14 protein-coding genes are annotated in these 21786 nt (G+C 45.7%); 6 read left to right on the top strand and 8 right to left on the bottom strand.

The annotated features are described in order from the left end of the window. Window positions 1-371 precede the first annotated feature (371 nt). The 4 genes from RCO84_RS09190 (at window position 372) to RCO84_RS09205 (ending at window position 9422) form a co-directional block, all read left to right on the top strand. Complete coding sequence (locus tag RCO84_RS09190; RefSeq protein ID WP_317584833.1) at window positions 372-3647, top strand: SusC/RagA family TonB-linked outer membrane protein; 3276 nt, start codon at window positions 372-374, stop codon at window positions 3645-3647. Window positions 3648-3671: 24 nt separating this feature from the next. Next, complete coding sequence (locus RCO84_RS09195; protein WP_317584834.1) at window positions 3672-5381, top strand: RagB/SusD family nutrient uptake outer membrane protein; 1710 nt, start codon at window positions 3672-3674, stop codon at window positions 5379-5381. 243 nt (window positions 5382-5624) lie between these two features. After that, window positions 5625-7610 carry a glycoside hydrolase family 28 protein gene (locus RCO84_RS09200; protein WP_317584835.1) on the top strand — a complete coding sequence of 662 codons (1986 nt, stop codon included), beginning with the start codon at window positions 5625-5627 and terminating at the stop codon, window positions 7608-7610. Window positions 7611-7631: 21 nt separating this feature from the next. Beyond that, window positions 7632-9422, top strand: coding sequence for a glycoside hydrolase family 43 protein (locus RCO84_RS09205; protein ID WP_317584837.1), 1791 nt, complete (start codon window positions 7632-7634; stop codon window positions 9420-9422). A gap of 112 nt (window positions 9423-9534) precedes the next feature. On the opposite strand, the gene RCO84_RS09210 is transcribed toward RCO84_RS09205, so the two are convergent. The 3 genes from RCO84_RS09210 to RCO84_RS09220 form a co-directional block, all read right to left on the bottom strand. Further along, entirely contained in the window at window positions 9535-10968 is a 1434-nt protein-coding gene (locus RCO84_RS09210; protein WP_317584839.1) for a glycoside hydrolase family 57 protein, read from the bottom strand. 85 nt (window positions 10969-11053) lie between these two features. Next, entirely contained in the window at window positions 11054-12322 is a 1269-nt protein-coding gene (locus RCO84_RS09215) for a glycosyltransferase family 4 protein (RefSeq protein WP_006846301.1), read from the bottom strand. Between the two features lie 18 nt (window positions 12323-12340). Beyond that, window positions 12341-14284: a glycogen debranching enzyme N-terminal domain-containing protein gene (locus RCO84_RS09220; protein WP_144150977.1), complete on the bottom strand. Its 1944-nt coding sequence runs from the start codon at window positions 14282-14284 to the stop codon at window positions 12341-12343. A gap of 212 nt (window positions 14285-14496) precedes the next feature. On the opposite strand from RCO84_RS09220, the gene RCO84_RS09225 reads away from it, so the two are divergent. After that, window positions 14497-15201: a Crp/Fnr family transcriptional regulator gene (locus tag RCO84_RS09225; protein WP_144150979.1), complete on the top strand. Its 705-nt coding sequence runs from the start codon at window positions 14497-14499 to the stop codon at window positions 15199-15201. A gap of 77 nt (window positions 15202-15278) precedes the next feature. Here RCO84_RS09225 and RCO84_RS09230 read toward each other — a convergent pair whose 3' ends face one another. The 3 genes from RCO84_RS09230 to gap all read right to left on the bottom strand — a co-directional run bounded on the left by RCO84_RS09230 (window position 15279) and on the right by gap (window position 18449). Beyond that, window positions 15279-16208, bottom strand: a complete 930-nt coding sequence (locus tag RCO84_RS09230; RefSeq protein ID WP_317584842.1) for a diacylglycerol/lipid kinase family protein — start codon at window positions 16206-16208, stop codon at window positions 15279-15281. 107 nt (window positions 16209-16315) lie between these two features. Further along, entirely contained in the window at window positions 16316-17284 is a 969-nt protein-coding gene (miaA, locus tag RCO84_RS09235) for a tRNA (adenosine(37)-N6)-dimethylallyltransferase MiaA (RefSeq protein WP_287820987.1), read from the bottom strand. Window positions 17285-17417: 133 nt separating this feature from the next. Continuing rightward, entirely contained in the window at window positions 17418-18449 is a 1032-nt protein-coding gene (gap, locus tag RCO84_RS09240) for a type I glyceraldehyde-3-phosphate dehydrogenase (RefSeq protein WP_006846296.1), read from the bottom strand. Window positions 18450-18801: 352 nt separating this feature from the next. On the opposite strand from gap, the gene mscL reads away from it, so the two are divergent. Further along, window positions 18802-19230, top strand: coding sequence for a large-conductance mechanosensitive channel protein MscL (mscL, locus tag RCO84_RS09245; protein ID WP_118152034.1), 429 nt, complete (start codon window positions 18802-18804; stop codon window positions 19228-19230). Between the two features lie 47 nt (window positions 19231-19277). Here the strand turns inward: mscL and guaA are convergent, their stop codons facing one another. Together guaA and RCO84_RS09255 are read right to left on the bottom strand one after the other, a co-directional pair. Then, on the bottom strand, window positions 19278-20888 hold the full coding sequence (gene guaA, locus RCO84_RS09250; RefSeq protein ID WP_022121641.1) for a glutamine-hydrolyzing GMP synthase: 1611 nt from the start codon (window positions 20886-20888) through the stop codon (window positions 19278-19280). 73 nt (window positions 20889-20961) lie between these two features. Further along, the gene (locus RCO84_RS09255) at window positions 20962-21711 is read right to left on the bottom strand and encodes a nucleotidyltransferase family protein (RefSeq protein ID WP_287587008.1); all 750 of its coding nucleotides are present in this window, start codon (window positions 21709-21711) and stop codon (window positions 20962-20964) included. Between the last annotated feature and the right edge of the window lie 75 nt (window positions 21712-21786).

The following is a 21786-nucleotide window of genomic DNA, read 5'->3' on the forward strand; positions in this document are numbered from 1 at the left end:
CGTAGCAACAGATACGTCGTGATGTAATTTCTGCTAACTCCTGCCCCATCAAGTAAACCTCATCTGAACTTCAAAAAAGCCTCAGTAAACGTTACGTAAGGCTCACTTACCCGCCTGAATCAATACGACGAAAAGACAATATTGTAGAAACAACACTTCCGAAAACGTTTACGTTAGATTTTTCATTTATTTTATTCAACATTTAAAAATTTTAATTACCTTTGTAGCAGAAATCTAAGATTATAACCAAAAATCGAAGATTCCTTATGATCTATTGAGAATCAAACACGACAACAACTAATCGCTAGTAAGTTCAATTAGACCAGAGAAACTTAACAAGATTAATAATAACCTACAAAACAAACATCGTTATGTATCAACAACTGAAACGTGCCAGCATGGCACTGACCTTGAGTTCGGTTTGTTTCCTCGCCTTTGCGCAGAAAACAATCCAAGGTACCGTTAAGGATGCTAATGGCGACCCAATGATTGGTGTAACCATTACTGACCAGAATGGTAAAGCAGGTGGCATCACCGACCTTGACGGTAAGTTTACCATCCAGAACGCAGACCCTAATGCGGTCTTGACTTTCAGCTACATCGGCTGCAAGCCTAAGAAAGTTAAAGTAGGAAGTCAGAAAACATGGAACATCGTACTTGAAGATGACAACGCAGCCCTTGACGAGGTCGTTGTCGTTGGTTATGGTACTATGCGTAAACGCGACGTAACTGGTTCTATCGCATCTGTCAACTCAGAAAAGATAGCCGCTCGTGGTACTACCAATCTTGCTGAGTCTCTGCAGGGTTCTGTTCCTGGTGTCAACATCACCCAGTCTGGTAGCCGCGCAGGTGCAGGCTTCAATATTCAGGTTCGTGGACAGGCTTCTATCAACAAGCAGGCACAGCCATTGTATGTTATCGATGGTGTAGTTTGCGACAACATGGACTTCCTCAATCCTGATGATATCGACCGCATCGACGTATTGAAAGATGCATCTTCTACCGCCATCTATGGTTCCCGTGCCTCTGCCGGTGTCATCATGATTACCACCAAGGGCAGCAAGGGTGCAGACAAGGCACAGAAGGCTACCATCTCTTATGACGGATATTATGGTATCAAGAAGTTGGCGCGCATGCCTGAGTTTATGGATGCCAACGAGTTTATGGATTATCGTTTTGCCAGATATACCACGCTCGAAGGTAAGAACTACGATGGTTCTAGCCGCAAGGGTGTTGATGCCGAAGGACATCCACACTACATCATCAAGAATACCGACTTGAATTCTGCCTTCCTTGCCCGCAAGGGAGCAACCAGCTACAAAGACTCCAAAATTTATGAGCTGATGATGGATCCAAGTTTCGACGGTTACGACTGGAAGAAGATGGTTACCCGCACAGCCGCCCAGCAAAACCACTTCATCAGTGCTGCCGGTGCTACAGAAAAGGTAAACTACCGTGTAGGTATGGGTTATCAGGGCGAGGAAAACGTATTCAAAGGCAATGACTATGAGCGTTTCAACTTCAAGGGAGCAATGGATGCCAAGCTCTCCAAGATATTCGAGGCAGGTTTCTCTACCAACATGTCTATGAGCCGCACCCAGGACGTATGTACTGATGGTACTTATTCTCCATACGTGAATGCATTCTATTTTAACCCATTCGTATCTCCAACAGATGCAGATGGCAACCTGATTCCTAACCCGGGAGCAAAGGCAGCCTTTGGTGCAGATGCAAATTTTACATCTACATATAACCCGCTCATCGATTTGAATGACGGCAACTACACCGACGAGACCAAGATGTACCGACTGATGGGTAACTTCTACCTGCGTGCCAACATTATCAAGGGATTGAAGTTTACAACCACCTTCTCTCCTAACTACTCTCACAAGCGCCAGGGAATCTTCTATGCAACAGGTCTGAACGAGGGTAATGACGTAGGTTCTACTTACTACCAGAAGAACAAGACCAACTTCGGATCCGTTGCCAATACAACCCGTGTAGACTGGACGTGGGACAACCAGTTTGACTACAACCGCACATTTGGCGACCACACCGTTGGTGCCATGGCACTGTTCTCACTCTACAAGAGCAATACAGAATACCAGTATGAAGAAGGCAAGGGTATCGCCAGCGACCATACTACATTCCACAACCTGGGAACAGCCAGCGGCGACAAAACGCTCTCCTCTTCTTATACTGAGTCATCATTGGAGTCATTTGCTTTCCGTGCCAACTATTCCTACAAGGGTCGTTACATGGCTACAGCTACACTCCGTACCGATGGCAGTTCACGTTTCGCAGACGGCAACCGATGGGGCTGGTTCCCTTCTGTAGCTGCAGCATGGCGTATCTCAGATGAAGCTTGGATGAAGCAGTTCAACAACTGGCTTGATAATGCTAAACTCCGTATTTCATACGGTGTTACAGGTAACAACAATGTGGGTGACTATGTAACTATCGCTTCTGCTACAGGTCCATCTTATGTAACCATTGACGGCAAAGAGGTACAGGGTTATCATCCTAACGGATTGATAAATACAAAACTCATCTGGGAGAAGGTAAAGGAATTTGATGTAGGTCTCGACCTGAGTTTCCTGAAAAACCGCATCAATGTAACAGCCGACTTCTACAACCGTCTTTCTGATGGTCAGATTATGTCACGTTCAGTGCCTATCGAAACTGGTGAGAAGACTTCAACCTTCAATGTAGGTTCTGTCCAGAATAGAGGTATTGAACTCGGTTTAAACTTTAACATCATCAACAAGAAAGACTTCTCCTGGAGTGCGAACGTAAACTTCGCCCGCAACTGGAACAAGATTAAGGAGTTGAGTAATGGTAAGGTTGACGAGGTAGCCAACAACTGGTTTATCGGCGAACCACTGAATGTACTCCGTGACTATACCCATACCGAAGTGATTACCGACAAGGGTGTAACCATGCACACCATGAATGGTGACAAGCACTATACCCTGAAGGAATTCTACGAGAAGTATGGCACTAAGTATAAGTGGTATGAAGGTCAGGTAGCCGTAAACGACTGGAACGATGACGGTAAGATTGACGACAACGATAAGCAGATTTATGGCTGCACAGATCCTCGCTGGACCGGTAGTTTCTCTACCAATGTTTACTTCAAGGGTTTCGACTTCTCCATCATGTTCTATACCAAGAGCGGATTCTGGTCACGCAGCTACTTCCATGAGAAGTATATGAAGTATAGCGACCGTGGTAATGCCCACATGCAACTGGATTACTACATACCAAAGGGAGCACCAATCATCGATCATGCAACAGGTGAGATTACAACCGCCACAGAGACCCACTACGGAAAGTATCCTTATCCAAACAACAGCGATACATCTATGGGTGGTTACTTCGGCGACAAGGGTTCAGCCAAGGGAGAAGGCTTCCAGTATCAGAAGACCTCTTTCACCAAGGTTAAGAACATTACCCTGGGTTACACATTGCCTAAGAGCGTAGTTAGCAAGGCTGGTATCAGAAATCTCCGTGTTTATGTAAACGTTCTGAACCCATTCTGCTTCACCAACTACAAGGGCTTCGACCCAGAGTGGGCATCACAGAATCTGCAGAATGGCGGTCCATCATCTGTAACCTACCAGTTTGGTGTAAATCTTAAGTTCTAATCTCATTAAATGAAGTAAACAATTATGAAAAAGATATTATATAGCGTAGCATTGGCGGCCTGCTGCATGGGAACCATGACAAGTTGCAGCGACTTCCTGGATGCGAGCAACAAGTCGAATGTAACTGCTAAACAGAGTTTTGCGACAAAAGAGGGATTAAACAACCTCGTCAATGATGCCTATCAGCATCTGCAAAACGTTTATGCAGCTCCTCTGTTCACTAGCTGTTTCTCAGCAGGTACAGACATGTATGCCGATGCCCGTAACAAGATGAACGAGGCATTGAACACTTACGAGACCTTGACTCCAGAAAATACGGATATCAAGAATCTCTATACTTACCTCTATTCAGGTATACGTGCAGCCAACTCCGTGTCATATTATGCACAGACAGCCCAAGTTGATGAAAAGACTAAGGGGCAGCTTGTAGGCGAAGCCCGTGTATTGGCTGCTTACGAGTATTATCTCCTGGTAAACAACTTCGGTGGTGTTCCTATCATGAAGGACTTCCTCACCACAGCAGACACAGGATATCCTAAGTCTTCTGCTGCAGATGTATATGCCTATATCATCAGCGAGCTCGAAGATGTTATCAGTAAGAATGTGCTCCAAGCTTCTACAGCTACCAAGGGTGGCGGCAGAATCAGCCAGGAAACAGCCAAGGCGATCCTTGCCAAGACCTACCTTTCTGCAGCATGGGACCTCAACAAGCAGGAATACTTCTCCAAGGCTGCAGCTCTTGCCGATGAGGTGATTGCAGGCAGAAAACTGACTACCCCATTTGCCAAGCTCTGGAAGGCAGACGGATCGGGCGATGACAACGAAGAGTTCCTTTGGGATGTGGAATATGATTTGGCTACAGCCAACAATACAACATCAGGTGGTACAGAATGGAGCGGTTACTACTGCAACTATCTGGGTGGAAACGAGGATAACATCAAGGCTACAACCTCCAGCTATGTACCAACCCTCTATGCCTTGCATTGTTTCAAGAAGGGAGACCAGCGTTACGATGCTACCTTCATGAAGGAATTGCCAGATATAAACAAAGGAAATGCTGCAGGTACCGGTTACTGGACCTGGTACAAGAATGGTGAGAGTCTGGTAGGTAAGCCAGTAACCCGTTACTATTCTGCGTGGTATGAAACTGATGCCGACTTTGAAGCATGGAAGGCTATAGATCCAGCCAACAGAGCAAACACCTATCGCATTCCGATGGATTCACAGAGCAAGGAAGCCCAGAATATGGACGGCAGAGATATGGAATATTACGATAATCAGCAACTGGTATATGGTTCCAGTCCATGCAAGAAGTTTGACGACAGCAAGACTGCTAAGACAGAGAAGAACACCTGCTATCGCGACATCCATATCATCACTTTGCCAGAGATGTATCTCGTAGCAGCTGAGGCTTATCTGAAGGCTGGTGTTAATGATAAGGCATTAGCACGACTCAATGAGGTTCACCAGCGCGCTGGTCTTTCTGCACTTACAGGAACTATCACTATCGATGACATCCTTGATGAGAATGCATGCGAGAACTTCGGTAATGAGGCACGCTGGATGGATCTTCGAAGAACACAGACCCTGGTAACACGTTGCACCAAGTATAACCATGAGATGGGAGACAAGGCTGCCCAGTATATCGGCAAGAAGCTTCTTCGCCCTATCCCACAGGCTGCAATTGATGCCAATGACCAACTGACATTAGCCGACCAGAATCCTGGTTACTAATCAAAGTCATTATGTTGATAAGAAAACCTATCAGGACATACGTTAATCATTAGGTTTAAGACCGTATCCTAGGGAGATAATTCCTGATGGATACGGTCTTTCTTTTGGTTCTATCAGCAAGGTATACGTAATCGTTTTCGTAGTTTTTCGCCCACTATCTGCATGTGATAAGCAAAAATGTCGTAACTTTGCAGAAAATCTTATAGAATACAAAAATAATAAAATAAATAAACCTAAGAAGAAATGAAGAAATCAATCATTAAGACAGTCGTGCTTGCTGCGCTCATGGCTCTGCCAATGTTCGCTAAAGCACAAACTTTCGCTGGTATCACAGCCGAGCAGAACGCACAGAAAACTCCTGAAGGATGGACTGCCGTAGAACTGCCACAGTTGCCTACCATCACTTCGGCAAACACATTTAATATCAAAGATTATGGTGCTTCTACTACGACAGAAGACAACACCAAGGCTATCCAAAAAGCACTTGATGCTGTGCCTACAACAGGTGGTATGGTCGTGATTCCTGCCGGTACATGGATGTTTGGTAGTATAGACCAGATGACAAGCAAGACCGAAGTACTCAGCATCAAGTCGAAAACCGTTCTCCACCTTTGCGCAGGAGCAACCTTGAAGCTCGTGGAATATGGAAAGGCACCAAATAACGAAACAATCTTTATCGGTTGCAAGAACAAGAACCAGAGCGACATTGTCATAGAGGGCGAAGGTGAAACTTCTATTATCGATGGTCAGGGTACTCGCTGGTGGAAGGCTCGCGACAATAAGGAGACATTCAATCCTGGAGCGATGATCCGTTTCGAGAAAGGCAGCCGATTCCTGATTCGCAGTCTCAAGGTACAGAATACTCCTGGTGTCAACATCACCTTGAGCAACAGCAATGGTGCCAGCAATGGTACTGTTCATGATGTAATCATCTATAACCCTTCTTCTGAAACCAAGACAGAGCAGCCTTCTCATAACACAGACGGTATCTCTATCTGGGGTCATCACATGAACATCTATAACTGCAACATCAGTACAGGTGATGATAACGTAGTTTGCGATGACAATGCACAGTATATCCATGTTTGGAACTGCGACTTCGGTACAGGACATGGTGCTTCTATCGGTAGCTACACCAAGAACATCAAGCATGTATGGTTCGACAACATCACCATGAACGGAACAACAGCAGGAATCCGCATGAAGACGGGTATCAATAGCAATGGTACGCTGCGTGGCGGTGGCGAGGAGGACTGGAAGTTCACCAACTTCACCATGACCAAGGTTAAGAACCCATTCTCTATCGACTGCTACTACGACAAGAACTACAACAGCGACCCTGCCGTAGATAAGGCAAACGCCAGAGCTCTTGATAGTACTACCCCAACCTACACCAACATTCTGCTTCAGAACGTGAAGACAACAGATGTCTGCGAAGGTAACGCTATCTTCCTGATTGGCCGCCCTGAGAGCCACATCAAGAACGTGACACTCGACAACGTGCAGATTTCTGCCAAGAAAGGTATCGACATCCGTTTCGTAGATAATCTCGTGTTTAAGAATAATTCTAAGATTACCGTCAGCAGCGGTTCAATCTGGCTCAAGAAGTTTGCTTCTACTTGGACAGACGAATGTGATGCTACGTCTACAGGTTCAACCGTTACTGATACCAAGGGTCCTTTCACATTAAACTCAAAAACTTTGACGGATAAGACAGCCGGTTCTTTCAGCAACGGCTTCGCTATCAGCAATGAGAAGGGAAAGATATACGATACTGGTTCTGGTACCAACTATATCAAGTATAGCGCCAATCAATACACCATCATCATTCCTGACGGCATAAAGATTGTCAAAATGGATATCGAGGGAAAAGACAATTACACAGATGCAGATGCCTATCTCGGCGAGATAAACGGCACAAGCTATGATGCTTCTACCTATGTTTTTCCAAAAGACAAAAGTCTGAAAAAATATACAGTAGAGTTTGATTCACCTGTAGAGCACACGCTTACTTTCACTCCAAAGGTAAAGCAGTGCATCCTGCAGTTCACTCTCTATACAGAGACTTCTACAGGCATTCAGCCAATTGCTGCCATCGCCAAGGTAAACAATAACAACATTTACGACCTCAGCGGTCGCATGGTAAAGCTCAATGCCAAGGCGGAAGACCTGCAAGGTCTCAAAAAAGGGATCTATATCTACAACAACAAGAAATACGTAGCTAAATAATTCATTTAAACATCGGTAACAATGAAAATAAAATCTCATTCACTCCTGTGCCTTCTCGCAACCATCGCTTTGAGTTCTCCGCTCTCTGCGGTGAGCGTGAATGCCCAGAAAGCGGTATCCAAGACATGGAATCCGAACCTGAAGAACGGAATGTACCGCAATCCGGTTATTGACGCCGACTACTCAGACCCAGACGTATGCCGTGTGGGCAATGACTACTATATGACCTCCTCTTCTTTCCAGTGTTTCCCTGGTCTGCAGATTCTGCACAGTACCGACCTGGTAAACTGGGAGATTATAGGCGCTGCCCTACTCGATGACTATCCTGTTTTACCAGAATACCAGGGCACCGAACTGGATTGGCGCAAGAAGGTTCAGCATGGCAACTATGTGTGGGCACCCTCTATCCGCTACCATGACGGATGGTTCTACATCTACTGTGGCGATCCTGACCAGGGTCTCTTCATGACCAAGACACAAGACCCTCGTGGTCCATGGGAACCTATCACTTGGGTGATGAAGGGAAAAGGTCTTATCGACTGCTGCCCTCTCTGGGATGAAGACGGCAAGGCTTATCTTTCGCATGGATGCGCCGGTTCAAGAGCCGGCATCAAGTCAGTGCTCTTCGTAGCTCCGATGTCACCAGACGGCACCAAGGTTATCGGTCCTTCACGCATCGTATATGATGGTCACGAAGACCAGCCTACCATCGAGGGTACCAAATTCTACAAGCGCAACGGATATTATTATATCATGAGTCCTGCGGGCGGAGTGAAGTATGGCTGGCAGGTAGAACTGCGTTCCAAGAATCCATACGGTCCTTACGAGGAGTATGTGGGTATGGCACAGGGAAAGAACAAGAAGGTAAACGGCCCTCACCAGGGTGCATGGGTAGATACCCAAAACGGCGAAGACTGGTTCCTCCACTTCCAGGATAAGCACGCTTATGGTCGTGTGGTTCATCTGCAACCAGCCAAATGGGTAAACGACTGGCTCGTTATCGGAGACGACAAGGATGGTGACGGCTGCGGTGACCCTGTTCAGCAATGGAAGAAGCCAAACCTGCCATCAAGCGGTAACTTCCAGCCTAAGGAATCGGATGATTTCAACAGCATAGATTTAGGTCTGCAATGGCAGTGGAACGGTCCTTACAGTCAGTACTGGTACTTCTGTGATGCCAAGAACTCCAAGTTGCGTCTCTATGGCGTGCAGCAGGCTGAAGATGTAAAGAACCTGTATGATTTGCCAAACCTCCTGCTCCAGAAACTCCCTACCGAGAACTTTACTGCTACTGCCAAGGTGAAGTTCATACCTAACCGCACCGAGGCTTACAAGGAGAAAGATAAGGTACTGGGCGAAAGCGCCGGCATGATCATGCAAGGCATGGACTATGCAGCACTCAAGTTTGTTGATACCAAGGAAGAGGGGGTTGTATTGCAATATGTAACCTGCGAGAAGGCAGAGAAGGGAAAGGCTGAGAAAGTGGTGAAGCAAGTGGCCGTCAAGACCAGCAAGCTGCCTCAACCTTACACCGTGAAGTATGCCGTAGATGATATTCCTTCATCTCGCATCGCTACCCAGGATGTATGGCTCCGCGTGAAGGTTCATAGCGAAGGCATCGCCAACCAGATACAGGCTATCGCTGAATGGAGCTACAGTCTGGATGGCAAGAAATTCACCAAGATAGGCAATCCTTTCACTGTGCGTGAAGGCAAGTGGATAGGTGCCAAGCTCGGTTTCTTCAACACCCGCACAGCCAAGAAGAACGATGCAGCCTTCTTCGACGTAGACTGGATTCATTTCGAAAAATAACGCTTTCCAGCTAACGCGTTATTTCAGAGAATATTTTGGGAAACAAAAAAATCCCCCTCATTGCAAATCAATGCAGCGAGGGGGATTAATCTTTATAAGTAATCTAAAAATTCTAATCTTTCTTTTCTTCTGTAGGCTCTGCCTTTGTTGTTTTCTTGGCAGATGCCTTCTTGGCTGCAGGCTTAGCTGCGGCCTTCTTGGCAGGAGCAGCCTTGGCAGGCTTCTCGCCATGGTGCTTCTCTGCCTCCTTCTCTATCTTTTCAATCTTAGCCTGAAGACGGACAATCTCCTTGTCCTTCATCTCAAGCTCTTCATCCTGATTCTTGATGGTAGTAAGCAGGCCCTCAAGCTGATCGTTATCAACATCAGCAGGATAGAGGTCGTTTACTCGGGTGATGAAGTCGCCAAGAATGTTCATATAGTTAGTGAAAGCATCGAAAGGACTTGAATAGATACCTCTGTCAAGACCCACATTGCTTGGCTTGGTAGTCATGAAGCGGAAGTTGTTACTTGCCTGCAGGTAATCCCAGTCCTGATTGATACGTGGATCGTTGGCGATACGTACACGGTCTGCCACACTGTAAAGCTTGTTGAAAGCCTCACGCTGCATCGGGTTACCCAACCATGAACTTACATCACGCTCCTCGTCTACCCAACTCAAGGTATCAGGCACATTCACCTCGCCTACCGACTTGATCTTCTTGCAGATTTCACTAGGTGTAGAGAAGGTGATGCCACGGTCCTTGGCACACTGAGGCAAAGCCTTCATAAACTCGAGGATGTTGCTTGACAGAGGCTGGGCAATACCAAGAGCAGAAAGCTCCATGAAGATATTGATAACCTGCTCCTCCTCTGGGAAGGCAGCAATCCGGTTCATATAGTTGTCGGCAAAGAGTGGATAACCGTCCCAATCGCTGTTGCTGAAGCGCAGAGAGATATCATCGCTCAGGTTCACATCGCGCAAAAGGAGCTTCAACTTAGAGTTCAGGGCACAATGGTAAACATAGTGAGGAGACTTCCAGCCGAGCACGTGCTTGGCACCCTCGGTGAGCATACCAATGAATCCCATGTTGGCAACATCGTTACCGATATCATCGCTGTAGATGAGCGAAGAGTTGCGCAATACGGTAGGTTTCTTTCCGAAATATTCCTCAATCTTAGTACACTGGCGCATCACCTCATCCTTGAAACTTGCCTCATTAACCAGAGAAGCAAGTCCGTGAGAGTAAGGCTCAGCCAGGAACTCTACACAACCCGTATTGTTGAGCTGCTGAAGCTTCTCCAGTACCTGAGGAGCATGAAGTTCCAACTGCTCCATACCCACACCCGAAAGCGAGAAAGCTACCTTGAAATACTTGCCGTTCTTTTCAATCATCTCCTGAAGGGCATTCAAGGCTGGCATATAAGATCGCTCAGCAATCTCGTTGATGCTACGGTCGTTCTCGTAGTCATCATAGTAATAATGGTCGGTACCGATGTCGAAGAAGCGGTAGCGTTTCAGATGGGTAATCTGATGTATCTCGAAATATAAACAAATTGTTTTCATAAAAATTTGAAATTTGAACGTTTAACTTGTAAGATGAGTAAAGCCTCAAAATTATTCATTCTTCGTTCTTCACTCTTCACTTAACCTACTTCCACCCTAAGGTCTTGAGGTACAGGTCTTTGATGCGGGCTCCCACTTTCTCCCAGGTAATCTGGTCTACTTCTTTCTTGCCTTCCTCTGAGAGATAATCGAAAAGACTCTCGTTGTGACAGATGCTGTAGATGGCATCGGCAAGGGCATGGATATCCCAGTAGTCTACCTTGATACAGTTGGACAGGATTTCTCCACATCCACTCTGCTTGGAGATAATGGTTGGTGTGCCGCACTGCATAGCTTCCAAAGGTGAGATACCGAACGGCTCGCTCACAGATGGCATCACGTAAACATCACTATCTTTCAGGCACTCATAAACCTGTTTGCCGCGCATAAATCCAGGGAAGTGGAATCGGTCGGCAATGCCTCTTTCGGCAGCGAGATAAATCATCTGATCCATCATATCGCCCGAACCTGCCATACAGAAACGCACATTGCGGGTACGGTGCAATACCATGTTGGCAGCCTCAACGAAATATTCAGGTCCCTTCTGCATGGTAAGACGTCCCAGGAAGGTTACTACCTTCTCCTTGCCCTTATGATTTGGGCGTGGAATATCCTGCCACTCCTGCTTCAATGGGTATACGGCATTGTGCATGGCGAAACACTTGCGTGGATCCTGGTGATACTGGTGAATCACCGTCTGGCGGGTCAGTTCGGATACACACATGATGCAGTCGGCATTATCCATACCGTCTTTCTCGATAGCGTAAACGGTAGGGTTCACCTTTCCACGACTACGGTCGAAATCAGTAGCATGAACGTGGATGCACAATGGTTTGCCACTCACGCGCTTGGCATGAATTCCGGCAGGGAATGTAAGCCAGTCGTGAGCATGGATAATATCAAATTCTTCTGAACGGGCTACAACTCCGGCAATGATGCTATAGTTGTTGATCTCGTCATGAAGATTTGACGGATAACCACCGGCAAATTCCATACAGCCGAGGTCATTTACATGCATATAGTTAAAATCGGCATAGATGTGGTCACGGTAGCGGAAATAATCGTCCGGATTCATGATATTGCCTACGCGCTGCTGCACATAGTCGTGATTTACATCTCGCCAGGCGATAGGCACACTGTTCATTGCCACAATCTTGCAGGCACTGCGGTCCTCATCACCGAAAGGATGAGGCAGACACAATGTGATATCAACATCGCCCTGGGCATGAAGTCCCTGGGAGATACCAAAGTTGGCAGTTGCCAAACCACCAAATACGTGAGGAGGATACTCCCATCCAAACATTAAAACTTTCATATAGCAGTCCTCCTATTATTAATATTGATATTTTTCAAGTAACTCGAGCGCACGCAGAATCTCAGCCACATTCATGGCGAAAGAGATGGCACCACGACCTGCGAATGGAGGGTTTCCATCGAAGAGTTCGCTGATGGTACCGAGACAGTGGGAAGACATTTCGTCCTCATAACCTACCATCTGGCGTTCGATAAAGCTCAAACGGGTACGCTTATAGAGTTTCAGACTTGCCTCCATATAGAAGCCACCGAGCCATGGCCATGCCGTACCCTGATGGTAAGCATAATCGCGCTGGGTCTGCGGACCTACATAAACAGGATTATATCCACCGCTCTTTGGCGAGAGTGAACGCAATCCCTTAGGAGTAAGGAGTTCGCGTGTACAGATATCAAGAACCTGCTTCTTCTGGTCTTGCGACAATGGAGAATAGTCGAAAGCCACTGCAAATATCATGTTCGGGCGAACGCTCCAGTCCATCATATTTCCATCAACATAATCGTAGAGATAACCATATTCATTGAGGAAGGTATCGAGGAATGCCTGCTTGGTCAGCTCAGCCTGAGCCAGGAGTTTCTGCTGGCTGTCTTCTTCGCCAACTATTCCTGCGAGAGAAGCACAGAAGCACAAAGCGTTATACCACAAAGCATTAAACTCTACGATATATCCGGTACGTGGAACCACTGGTCTGCCGTTGGCAGTAGAGTTCATCCAGGTAACAGCCTTGTCCTTACCATCGGTATAGAGCAATCCGTTCTCTTCGAGCTTCAGGTTCGGATGCTTGTTATCCTGGATAAAGCTGATAACATCCTTGATAAACTGTCCATACTTCTTGAAGCATTCTTCCTTGCTGGTTTCCTTGGCATACTGCTGCAAAGCCCAGATAGCCCACAATGGCACGTCAGGCTGCTCTATCTCAGCAATATGAACGCTGACCGGCTTACCTTCCATAAACTCGTAGTATCCCTTCATGGCAGTCTTCATCACCAGTTCGAAGTAGTCATCTTCCTCGATAGAGAGGGTAAGACCCGGAAGAGCGATGAATGTATCGCGGGCTCTGCACTTGAACCAAGGGTAACCTGCCAGGATATAACGGTCATCGTTCTTTTCACGACGATGGAACTGATGAGCCGCATTGACCAGACAGTGGAAGAAATTGTCACGAGGCGAACGCTCATCCACTTCCTTGTCGAAGAGCTTCTTCAGGCTGACCGCCTTGATTTCTGATGTAGAAGCAGCAAAGACGATGGTTTCTCCTTTCTTGATATCCATTTCAAAATAGCCAGGAACATAGAGGTCTTCGTTAGAAGCATAACCTCTCTCCTGCTCCTTTGGATATTCCACACCACGATACCAATCTGGACAGAATTTAAACTCGTTCTTCTTGGAGAACTGCATATAGAGATCAGGATAACCTGCATACATACAGGTCTTGATGCCATGATCTACCTCAGCATAATCACGAGATGCGGTAGCATTCTCATGAGTAAACTGACGAACACTGCGGAAAGCCAGAAAAGGACGGAAACGAAGGGTTGTAGCCGAATGGCCGTCTACCAGCGTATAGCGAATCAGAATGCGATTCTCATAATGCTGGAATACAACTTCCTTTTTCAGGATAACACCACCTACGCGATAAAGGGTAGTTGGCACTTTATCACAATCAAACTCACGAATGTACTTGTGGCCCATCGGACTGTAGTTGTTGCCCTGGTACTTGTGCAAGCCGAGGTTAAACTCTGCTCCATGCTGAATCACCGTAACATCCAGCGAACTCAAGAGCACATGGTTCTCATCGTCCAGTTCTGGAACCGGCACGACAAGTAATCCGTGATACTTGCGGGTATTACAGTCTACAATCGTTGAGCACGAATATGCACCCGAGCGATTTGTTCTCAACAACTCCTTAGGCAACGACTCTTGAAGATTCGTCATAAGGGCCTTTTCGAATTTTAGATAACTCATAGATCTATATTAAGGTTCTATATTTTTGTTGACTAAATTAATTGCTTTCAAAGGTAACACTTTTTTATGGTATAACAAAGTTTTTTGTATGCCATTTTTAGAAAAAATTGCCTTTTTATGTTTTAAAACATATTTTTAGACAAAAATGCTTGATTATTTCGAGAAAAAGCATTACTTTTGCACTCAGTTTTCAGTTTAAAAGATTTGTACACATGGCAGCTAGAGGAAAATACGATAAAGAAAATATAGCAATGCTGATTGCTAAGCTATGGGGAGGCATCACTGATGACCAGTTCGATTTACTGAAAGAACATCTGGAAATCAAGAAGTATAAGAAGAACGAAATCATCTACAAGAACGAGGGTACTCCCGAATATGCACTATGTCTCATAGCGGGAAAAGTGAAGATATACAAAGAAGGTATCGGTGGCAAGAGCCAGATTATCCGTGTTATCAAACCGATTGAATTTTTTGGTTTCAGAGCCTATTTTGCAGATGAGATATACAAGACGGCAGCCATGTCGCTGGAAAACTGCGTCGTTGCCCAGTTCCCGCTGGCAGTTCTCATGAAACTGCTCTCCAAGAGTTTCAACATCGGCTTCTTCTTTATCAAATATCTCAGTGTAGAGATAGGTAAATCGGACGACCGTACCGTGAACCTCACCCAGAAACATATCCGTGCCCGACTTGCCGAGGGACTGATATTTCTGAAAGACTCTTATGGGTTAGAAAAAGACGGAAAAACTCTTGACATCCGATTGAGTCGTGAAGATCTGGCAAATCTCTGTAATATGACAACGAGCAATGCCATCCGTACGCTCTCAGCCTTTACGGCAGAAAAACTCATCAATACTGAAGGAAGGAAAATCAAAATCTTACAGGAAGAAGAAATCATAAAAATAGCAGAACTCGGATAAAGTTCTGCTATTTTTTATTTATATGTTTTACATTATACGTTTTTCTTGATACATTTCACTTATTACGGGCATACTGGTTATACGGGTATCAGGAAGTTGATAACCTCCTGAATTACAGTAATCTGGAATGGGCCTACGGGTGTATTCATCAATCTGCCATCAATACCTATCAGGGCATGCTGGGCATCGAGCACCTCTACCTCTCGGGTACGGTAAGGATGCACACTCTTATGGTTGAGGAACTCACCTTTCACAAAAAGATAGATTCCCTCGAAGAGCTGGGTTGTCTTAGGATGAGATACCACCGACACATCGAGCAGTCCGTTATATGGCACAGCATTCGGAGTCTGTCCATATCCTGTTCCATTGCCTATACACATCGTCATCACTCTACGCTTGATAACATCCGAATTGATTTTCACATGCATCTTATAGTCCAGACGCTGGAATATCATCAGGATGAAGGAACAGAGAAACGACAGGGTACGTGAACCGAAGATATGATGGGTTTTTCGTCTCAGGTTCATGATGGCGGCGATGAGTCCGATATTGATACAGTTGAGGAAATAGCGACGGCATTTCTCCCCCTTCTTGTTCACATAGCGGATACAACCGAGGTCAATCTTTCTGATACGACGTTTTTTCAGCGACACCACCGTCTTCTCAATATCGCTGTCGCTGAATCCCCAGAAGTGGGCAAAGTCGTTCATCAGTCCGTTAGGAATAACACCCAGTGCCACCTCTTCTCTTTCTTTCGGATCTATCTGCATCAGACAGTTTACGGCATCATTGAGCGCAGAATCTCCACCAACGATGACAATGGTCTTATAACCATTGTTGATAAACATTCTGATGAGCCGTTCTACGCTCTTCTGATTCTCGCTCTGCACAAAGTCGTAATCCACGCCCTGCTGCTTGAGCACCTTCTCTATTTTTTCCCAGCGCTTGTTACTTCGCCAGCCTCCTCTAGGGCAATAAAGCAGCCCCCATTTATTCTCGTTTACCATTGTCTCTTCTTTGTAATTTGAAAGTTGTATAAAATATCACTTCCGCCCAGCCACCGTTGCATCCGATTCCATCGGATGCCAGCCCTTGCCAGATTCCAGGCCGCAGCCTAGCTTCTCATCAGCTCCAAAACCGTCTCCACCTTTTTCTCCATTGGCTGCAATGCATCTACCCAATGGATAGTAAAGCCTCTGCGCTCCATACCTCTGAACCACGTCATCTGCCTTTTGGCAAACTGATGGATTGCAATTTCCAGACCGCGATACATCTCATCGTATGAAGTCTTACCGATCACATATTCTGTAATAAACTTATATTCCAAACCATAATAGATGAGATTTTCGGCAGGAATACCACGATCTAGCAGTCCCTTGATTTCATCTACCATTCCCTCATCCAATCGCTGTTTCAGTCTCCGTGAAATTTTCTCCCTTCTTGCGTCCCGGTCTATGCTGACACCGATAATCAGCGAATCAACCGCAGGGAGTTCACGTTCGGGCATCGGATGCTCCAGATTATAGCTTTCAATCTCTATCGCCCGGATAGCTCGCTGTGCTGTATCCACGTCTGTGCGATTGTGCATATTAGAACCCGTTTTCGCCTTCAGCTCTTTCAGTATCAGCGTAAGTTCCTCTAAACTCTTATGAGCCAATGACTCACGGAGTTCCGGGTTCTGCGGAACAGGTGAGAGATGATAACCTTTCAGCACCGACTCAATATAGAGTCCTGTGCCTCCACATAATATCGGAAATGCCCCTCTCTTCTGAATATCCTGATAGGCATCATAAAAATCCTGCTGATATTCAAAGAGATTATATTTCGTACCAGGCTCACAGATGTCAATGAGGTGATAAGGTATCTGCTTGCCATGAATGGTATAGTCAGCCAGATCCTTACCCGTACCTATATCCATGCCGCGATATACCTGCCGGCTGTCAGCACTAATGATTTCAGCGCCATTGGCAGGGGTACCCGACAAATGGGCACCCAGGCTATTGATCCTGGCTGCAAGAGCGGCAGCAAGACTCGTCTTACCACTCGCCGTAGGTCCCAATATGGTTATCATCGAATATTTCATGCCGCAAAGTTAAATGAAATTATTGAGAAAACAAAATAAAATGAAAAGAAATTCTCACTTATAAAAACAAAAAGCCGTCCAGCATTGAAAAAATGCTGGACGGCCATATACTTAATCGTTAAGAGGCAACGAATTAACCGTTGTGCTTCTTCATGATCTTGATCAACTCAACAACCTTGTGTGAGTAACCAATCTCGTTGTCATACCAAGAAACAACCTTAACGAAGTTGTCTGTCAAATAAACACCTGCGTTAGCGTCGAAGATAGATGTCAAAGCGCAACCCAAGAAGTCAGAAGAAACAACAGCATCCTCTGTGTAACCGAGTACACCCTTCAACTCACCCTCAGAAGCAGCCTTCATAGCAGCGCAGATAGCCTCCTTAGAAGCAGCCTTCTTCAAGTTAACTGTCAAGTCAACAACAGATACGTCCAAAGTAGGAACACGCATAGAGATACCTGTCAACTTACCGTTCAACTCAGGGATAACCTTACCTACAGCCTTAGCAGCACCTGTAGAAGAAGGGATGATGTTGCCAGCAGCTGCACGGCCACCACGCCAGTCCTTCATAGATGGACCGTCAACAGTCTTCTGTGTAGCAGTTGTAGAGTGAACAGTTGTCATCAAACCTGTCTCGATACCGAAGTTATCGTTCAATACCTTAGCGATAGGCGCCAAGCAGTTTGTTGTACAAGAAGCGTTAGAAACGATCTTCTGACCATTGTACTTGTCTGTGTTAACACCGCAAACGAACATATCAGCCTGGTTACCGTTAGCGTCAGCCTTAGAAGGAGCAGAAAGTACTACGTACTTAGCACCAGCCTTCAAGTGCTTCTCAGCCTTGTCATAAGCGAGGAAGAGACCTGTAGACTCAACTACGTACTCAGCACCAACCTCATCCCACTTCAAGTTCTCAGGATCACGCTCAGCAGTAACACGGATGTGGTTACCGTTAACGATCAACTCGCTCTTCTCAACGTCAGCCTCGATAGTACCGTCGAAATGACCGTGCATTGTATCATACTTCAACATGTAAGCCATGTAATCTACTGGGCACAAGTCATTGATAGCTACTACCTGTACTTCCTTTGCGTTCTCAGCCTCAACTGTAGAACGGAATACGAAACGACCGATACGGCCAAATCCGTTAATACCAATCTTAATCATTGTTCTTAATATTTAAATTAAAAGTTTAATAAAATTACCTTTTTACTGCTTTCAAGCGTTCATCCGATGCTGAAACATTCAAACTTTTACGCCTTAGAGCATTTTTTCTTCTTTTCGAGCGCAAAGTTACTAATTTTTTTCTAACTTTGCAACCAGAATGAGTATTAAATAAGTTAAAAAAGAATATTAGAGTTTTAATATTGGCATTATTTTCACTCATTACATGCCATACTGACAACTCCATATTGCAAAAAGCAAAGGAAAAACTCAGCATCCTATACCTTATTATATACATAAGAAAAGAGAAAAAGAAAAACAATCAAACTATAGTTATAATTAAAAAGATAAAAGTATGAGTAAATTTTTGAATGAATTCAAGGAATTCGCCATGCGTGGCAATGTGCTCGACATGGCTGTCGGTGTTATCATCGGTGGTGCCTTTGGCAAAATCGTAAGCTCTGTTGTTGATGACGTCATCATGCCTCCTATAGGATGGCTGATTGGCGGCGTGAATTTCGCCGACCTCAAACTCACCCTACCTACCGTCAATGTAGCGGGTGAGGAACTGAAGGCGGCTACCATCAACTATGGCAACTTCCTCCAGACCTGTTTCGACTTCCTCATCGTTGCCTTCTGTATCTTCATGCTCATCAAGGTGGTGAACAAGATTTCCAAGAAGAAGGAAGAGGAAAAACCGGCAGAAGCTCCTAAGGCTCCGGAGCCAAGCAATGAAGAAAAACTTCTCATGGAAATACGTGATCTCCTGAAGAACCAGAAATAAGAATAAAAAAAAAGTCACCCTCTTTGAAGGCGACTTTTTTATTCTGTTTATTCCCACTCAATTGTCGAAGGTGGTTTTGAAGAGATGTCATAACATACACGGTTTACACCCTTCACCTTATTAATAATCTCATTACTTACCTTAGCCATGAAATCATAAGGAAGATGTGCCCAGTCAGCAGTCATCGCATCAGTACTGGTTACAGCACGCAAGGCAACCGGGTGCTCGTATGTACGCTCATCACCCATCACACCTACTGAACGGACAGTAGAAAGCAATACGGTACCAGCCTGCCAGATCTGATCGTAGAGAGAAACCTCAATCTCACCATTCTGCATGTCAGCAGGAACACCGGCAGCCAGGACGCGGCGAGCTTCCTCACCACTCAACTTCACCTTGTACTCACGCAAGCCACGGATATAGATATCATCTGCATCCTGGAGAATGCGTACCTTCTCAGGGGTGATATCACCCAAGATACGGACAGCCAAACCAGGACCAGGGAATGGATGACGGGTAATCAGGTGCTCAGGCATACCCATAGAGCGACCTACACGGCGAACCTCATCCTTGAACAACCACTTCAAAGGCTCACACAACTGAAGGTTCATCTCCTTAGGAAGACCACCTACGTTGTGATGACTCTTGATCACCTTACCGGTGATATTCAAGCTCTCGATACGGTCAGGATAGATGGTACCCTGAGCCAACCACTTGGCACCAGTTTGCTTTTTAGCCTCAGCATTGAAAACCTCCACGAAGTCGCGGCCGATAATCTTACGCTTCTTCTCAGGGTCAGTAACACCAGCCAGGTCAGCAAAGAACTTCTCTGATGCATCCACGCCGATTACATTCAAGCCCAAACACTTGTAGTCTTCCATCACGTCACGGAACTCATTCTTGCGCAACATACCATGATCTACGAAGATACAGGTAAGGTTCTTACCGATAGCCTTGTTCAGGAGAACGGCAGCCACACTGGAGTCAACACCGCCAGAAAGACCGAGGATAACCTTATCGTCGCCCAACTGTTCCTTCAACTCAGCAACTGTTGTCTCAACAAAAGAGTCAGCACTCCAGTCCTGCTTACTTCCGCAGATATCAACCACGAAGTTCTTCAAGAGCTGTGTACCCTGCAAAGAGTGGAACACCTCTGGGTGGAACTGTACTGCCCATACAGGCTGTTTGGTAGAAGCATAAGCAGCATACTTCACATTAGCAGTAGAAGCGATGCACTTGTAATCATCAGGGATAGCAGTGATGGTATCACCATGGCTCATCCAAACCTGAGAGTTCTCGATGAATCCCTTGAACAAAGGATTCTCCTTATCGAAATGCTCCAAGTTGGCACGACCATACTCACGGCTGTCAGCAGCCTCCACCTTACCGCCCTGGGCGTAAGAGAGGAACTGAGCACCATAGCAGATGCCGAGTACAGGAATGCGACCGATAAACTGGCTCAGATCTACCTTGAAAGCTTCCGGATCATGAACGGAATAAGGGCTACCGCTCAAGATGACACCAATGACAGATGGGTCATCCTTCGGAAACTTGTTGTAAGGCATGATCTCGCAGAAGGTATCGAGTTCACGGACACGACGGCCGATGAGCTGTGTGGTCTGTGAACCGAAATCCAAAATAATAATCTTCTGTTGCATAATATCTAATTTTAATTTACAGTTTACAATTTATAGTTTATAGTAATCTTGCTATACGGCATACCGCTATTAACTATAAACTATTAACTAACGATTCCAGGAATGCTTCCGCCTCTTTCAGCGTCTCCTGCTTTCCCACATCCATCAGCTTGAGGTCGTTCTTTACATATCCCTCTATGCGCACCTTGTCGCAATGCTTCAGATAGAAGTCCATGATAGGGAACTTGTCCGGTTCCTCCTCCATCAATGGAAAGAGCGATGGGGCAACCATATGAATGCCCGAGAAAGCATACATCTTATAATCTTTGGGATTGAGATCAGGATAAGGACTCTTCACCTCGCCCGTTTCTATATTCGTCCATCCCACCAGTCGCATGCTGTCATCAAAGAGCAGATAACGCTTGGTCTTGCGTTCGCTCACCATCAGGCGGGCAGCAATCATATCCCTGCTCTCCATCTGGTAGAATTTCTTCAGATCTACATTACTCAGAATATCAACGTTGTGGATTAGAATAGGCTCTGACTGGTTGAAGAGCGGCCATGCCTTCCGGATACCTCCACCCGTTTCGAGCAGCTTTTCACTCTCATCACTGATACGGATGTCCATACCGAAGTTGTCATGTGCTCTGAGATAATCGATAATTTGTTGGGAGAAATGATGCACGTTCACTACAATGCGAGTGAAACCGGCATCCTTCAACTGAAAGATGACACGTTTGAGCAAAGGTTCTCCCCCGACACTTACCAGAGCCTTCGGAATGCGGTCGGTAAGTGGCTTAAGGCGAGTGCCCAAACCTGCTGCGAATATCATTGCTTGCATCATTGCTAAATAGCTATTTTAAAATGTGCGTGCAAATTTACTAACTTTTTGCGAGATAGCCAAATTTGCACGCTATTT

Origin of the sequence: Segatella copri (genome assembly GCF_949820605.1) — a bacterium.
GTDB lineage: Bacteria > Bacteroidota > Bacteroidia > Bacteroidales > Bacteroidaceae > Prevotella.

What these genes read in the sequence shown, in the direction of transcription:
- RCO84_RS09215 (WP_006846301.1), bottom strand. Translation starts at nt 12,322, where the DNA reads ATGAAAGTTTTAATGTTTGGATGGGAGTATCCTCCTCACGTATTTGGT.
- RCO84_RS09220 (WP_144150977.1), bottom strand. Translation starts at nt 14,284, where the DNA reads ATGAGTTATCTAAAATTCGAAAAGGCCCTTATGACGAATCTTCAAGAG.
- mscL (WP_118152034.1), top strand. Translation starts at nt 18,802, where the DNA reads ATGAGTAAATTTTTGAATGAATTCAAGGAATTCGCCATGCGTGGCAAT.
- gap (WP_006846296.1), bottom strand. Translation starts at nt 18,449, where the DNA reads ATGATTAAGATTGGTATTAACGGATTTGGCCGTATCGGTCGTTTCGTA.
- miaA (WP_287820987.1), bottom strand. Translation starts at nt 17,284, where the DNA reads ATGAAATATTCGATGATAACCATATTGGGACCTACGGCGAGTGGTAAG.
- RCO84_RS09210 (WP_317584839.1), bottom strand. Translation starts at nt 10,968, where the DNA reads ATGAAAACAATTTGTTTATATTTCGAGATACATCAGATTACCCATCTG.
- RCO84_RS09230 (WP_317584842.1), bottom strand. Translation starts at nt 16,208, where the DNA reads ATGGTAAACGAGAATAAATGGGGGCTGCTTTATTGCCCTAGAGGAGGC.
- guaA (WP_022121641.1), bottom strand. Translation starts at nt 20,888, where the DNA reads ATGCAACAGAAGATTATTATTTTGGATTTCGGTTCACAGACCACACAG.
- RCO84_RS09200 (WP_317584835.1), top strand. Translation starts at nt 5,625, where the DNA reads ATGAAGAAATCAATCATTAAGACAGTCGTGCTTGCTGCGCTCATGGCT.
- RCO84_RS09205 (WP_317584837.1), top strand. Translation starts at nt 7,632, where the DNA reads ATGAAAATAAAATCTCATTCACTCCTGTGCCTTCTCGCAACCATCGCT.
- RCO84_RS09225 (WP_144150979.1), top strand. Translation starts at nt 14,497, where the DNA reads ATGGCAGCTAGAGGAAAATACGATAAAGAAAATATAGCAATGCTGATT.
- RCO84_RS09255 (WP_287587008.1), bottom strand. Translation starts at nt 21,711, where the DNA reads ATGATGCAAGCAATGATATTCGCAGCAGGTTTGGGCACTCGCCTTAAG.
- RCO84_RS09190 (WP_317584833.1), top strand. Translation starts at nt 372, where the DNA reads ATGTATCAACAACTGAAACGTGCCAGCATGGCACTGACCTTGAGTTCG.
- RCO84_RS09195 (WP_317584834.1), top strand. Translation starts at nt 3,672, where the DNA reads ATGAAAAAGATATTATATAGCGTAGCATTGGCGGCCTGCTGCATGGGA.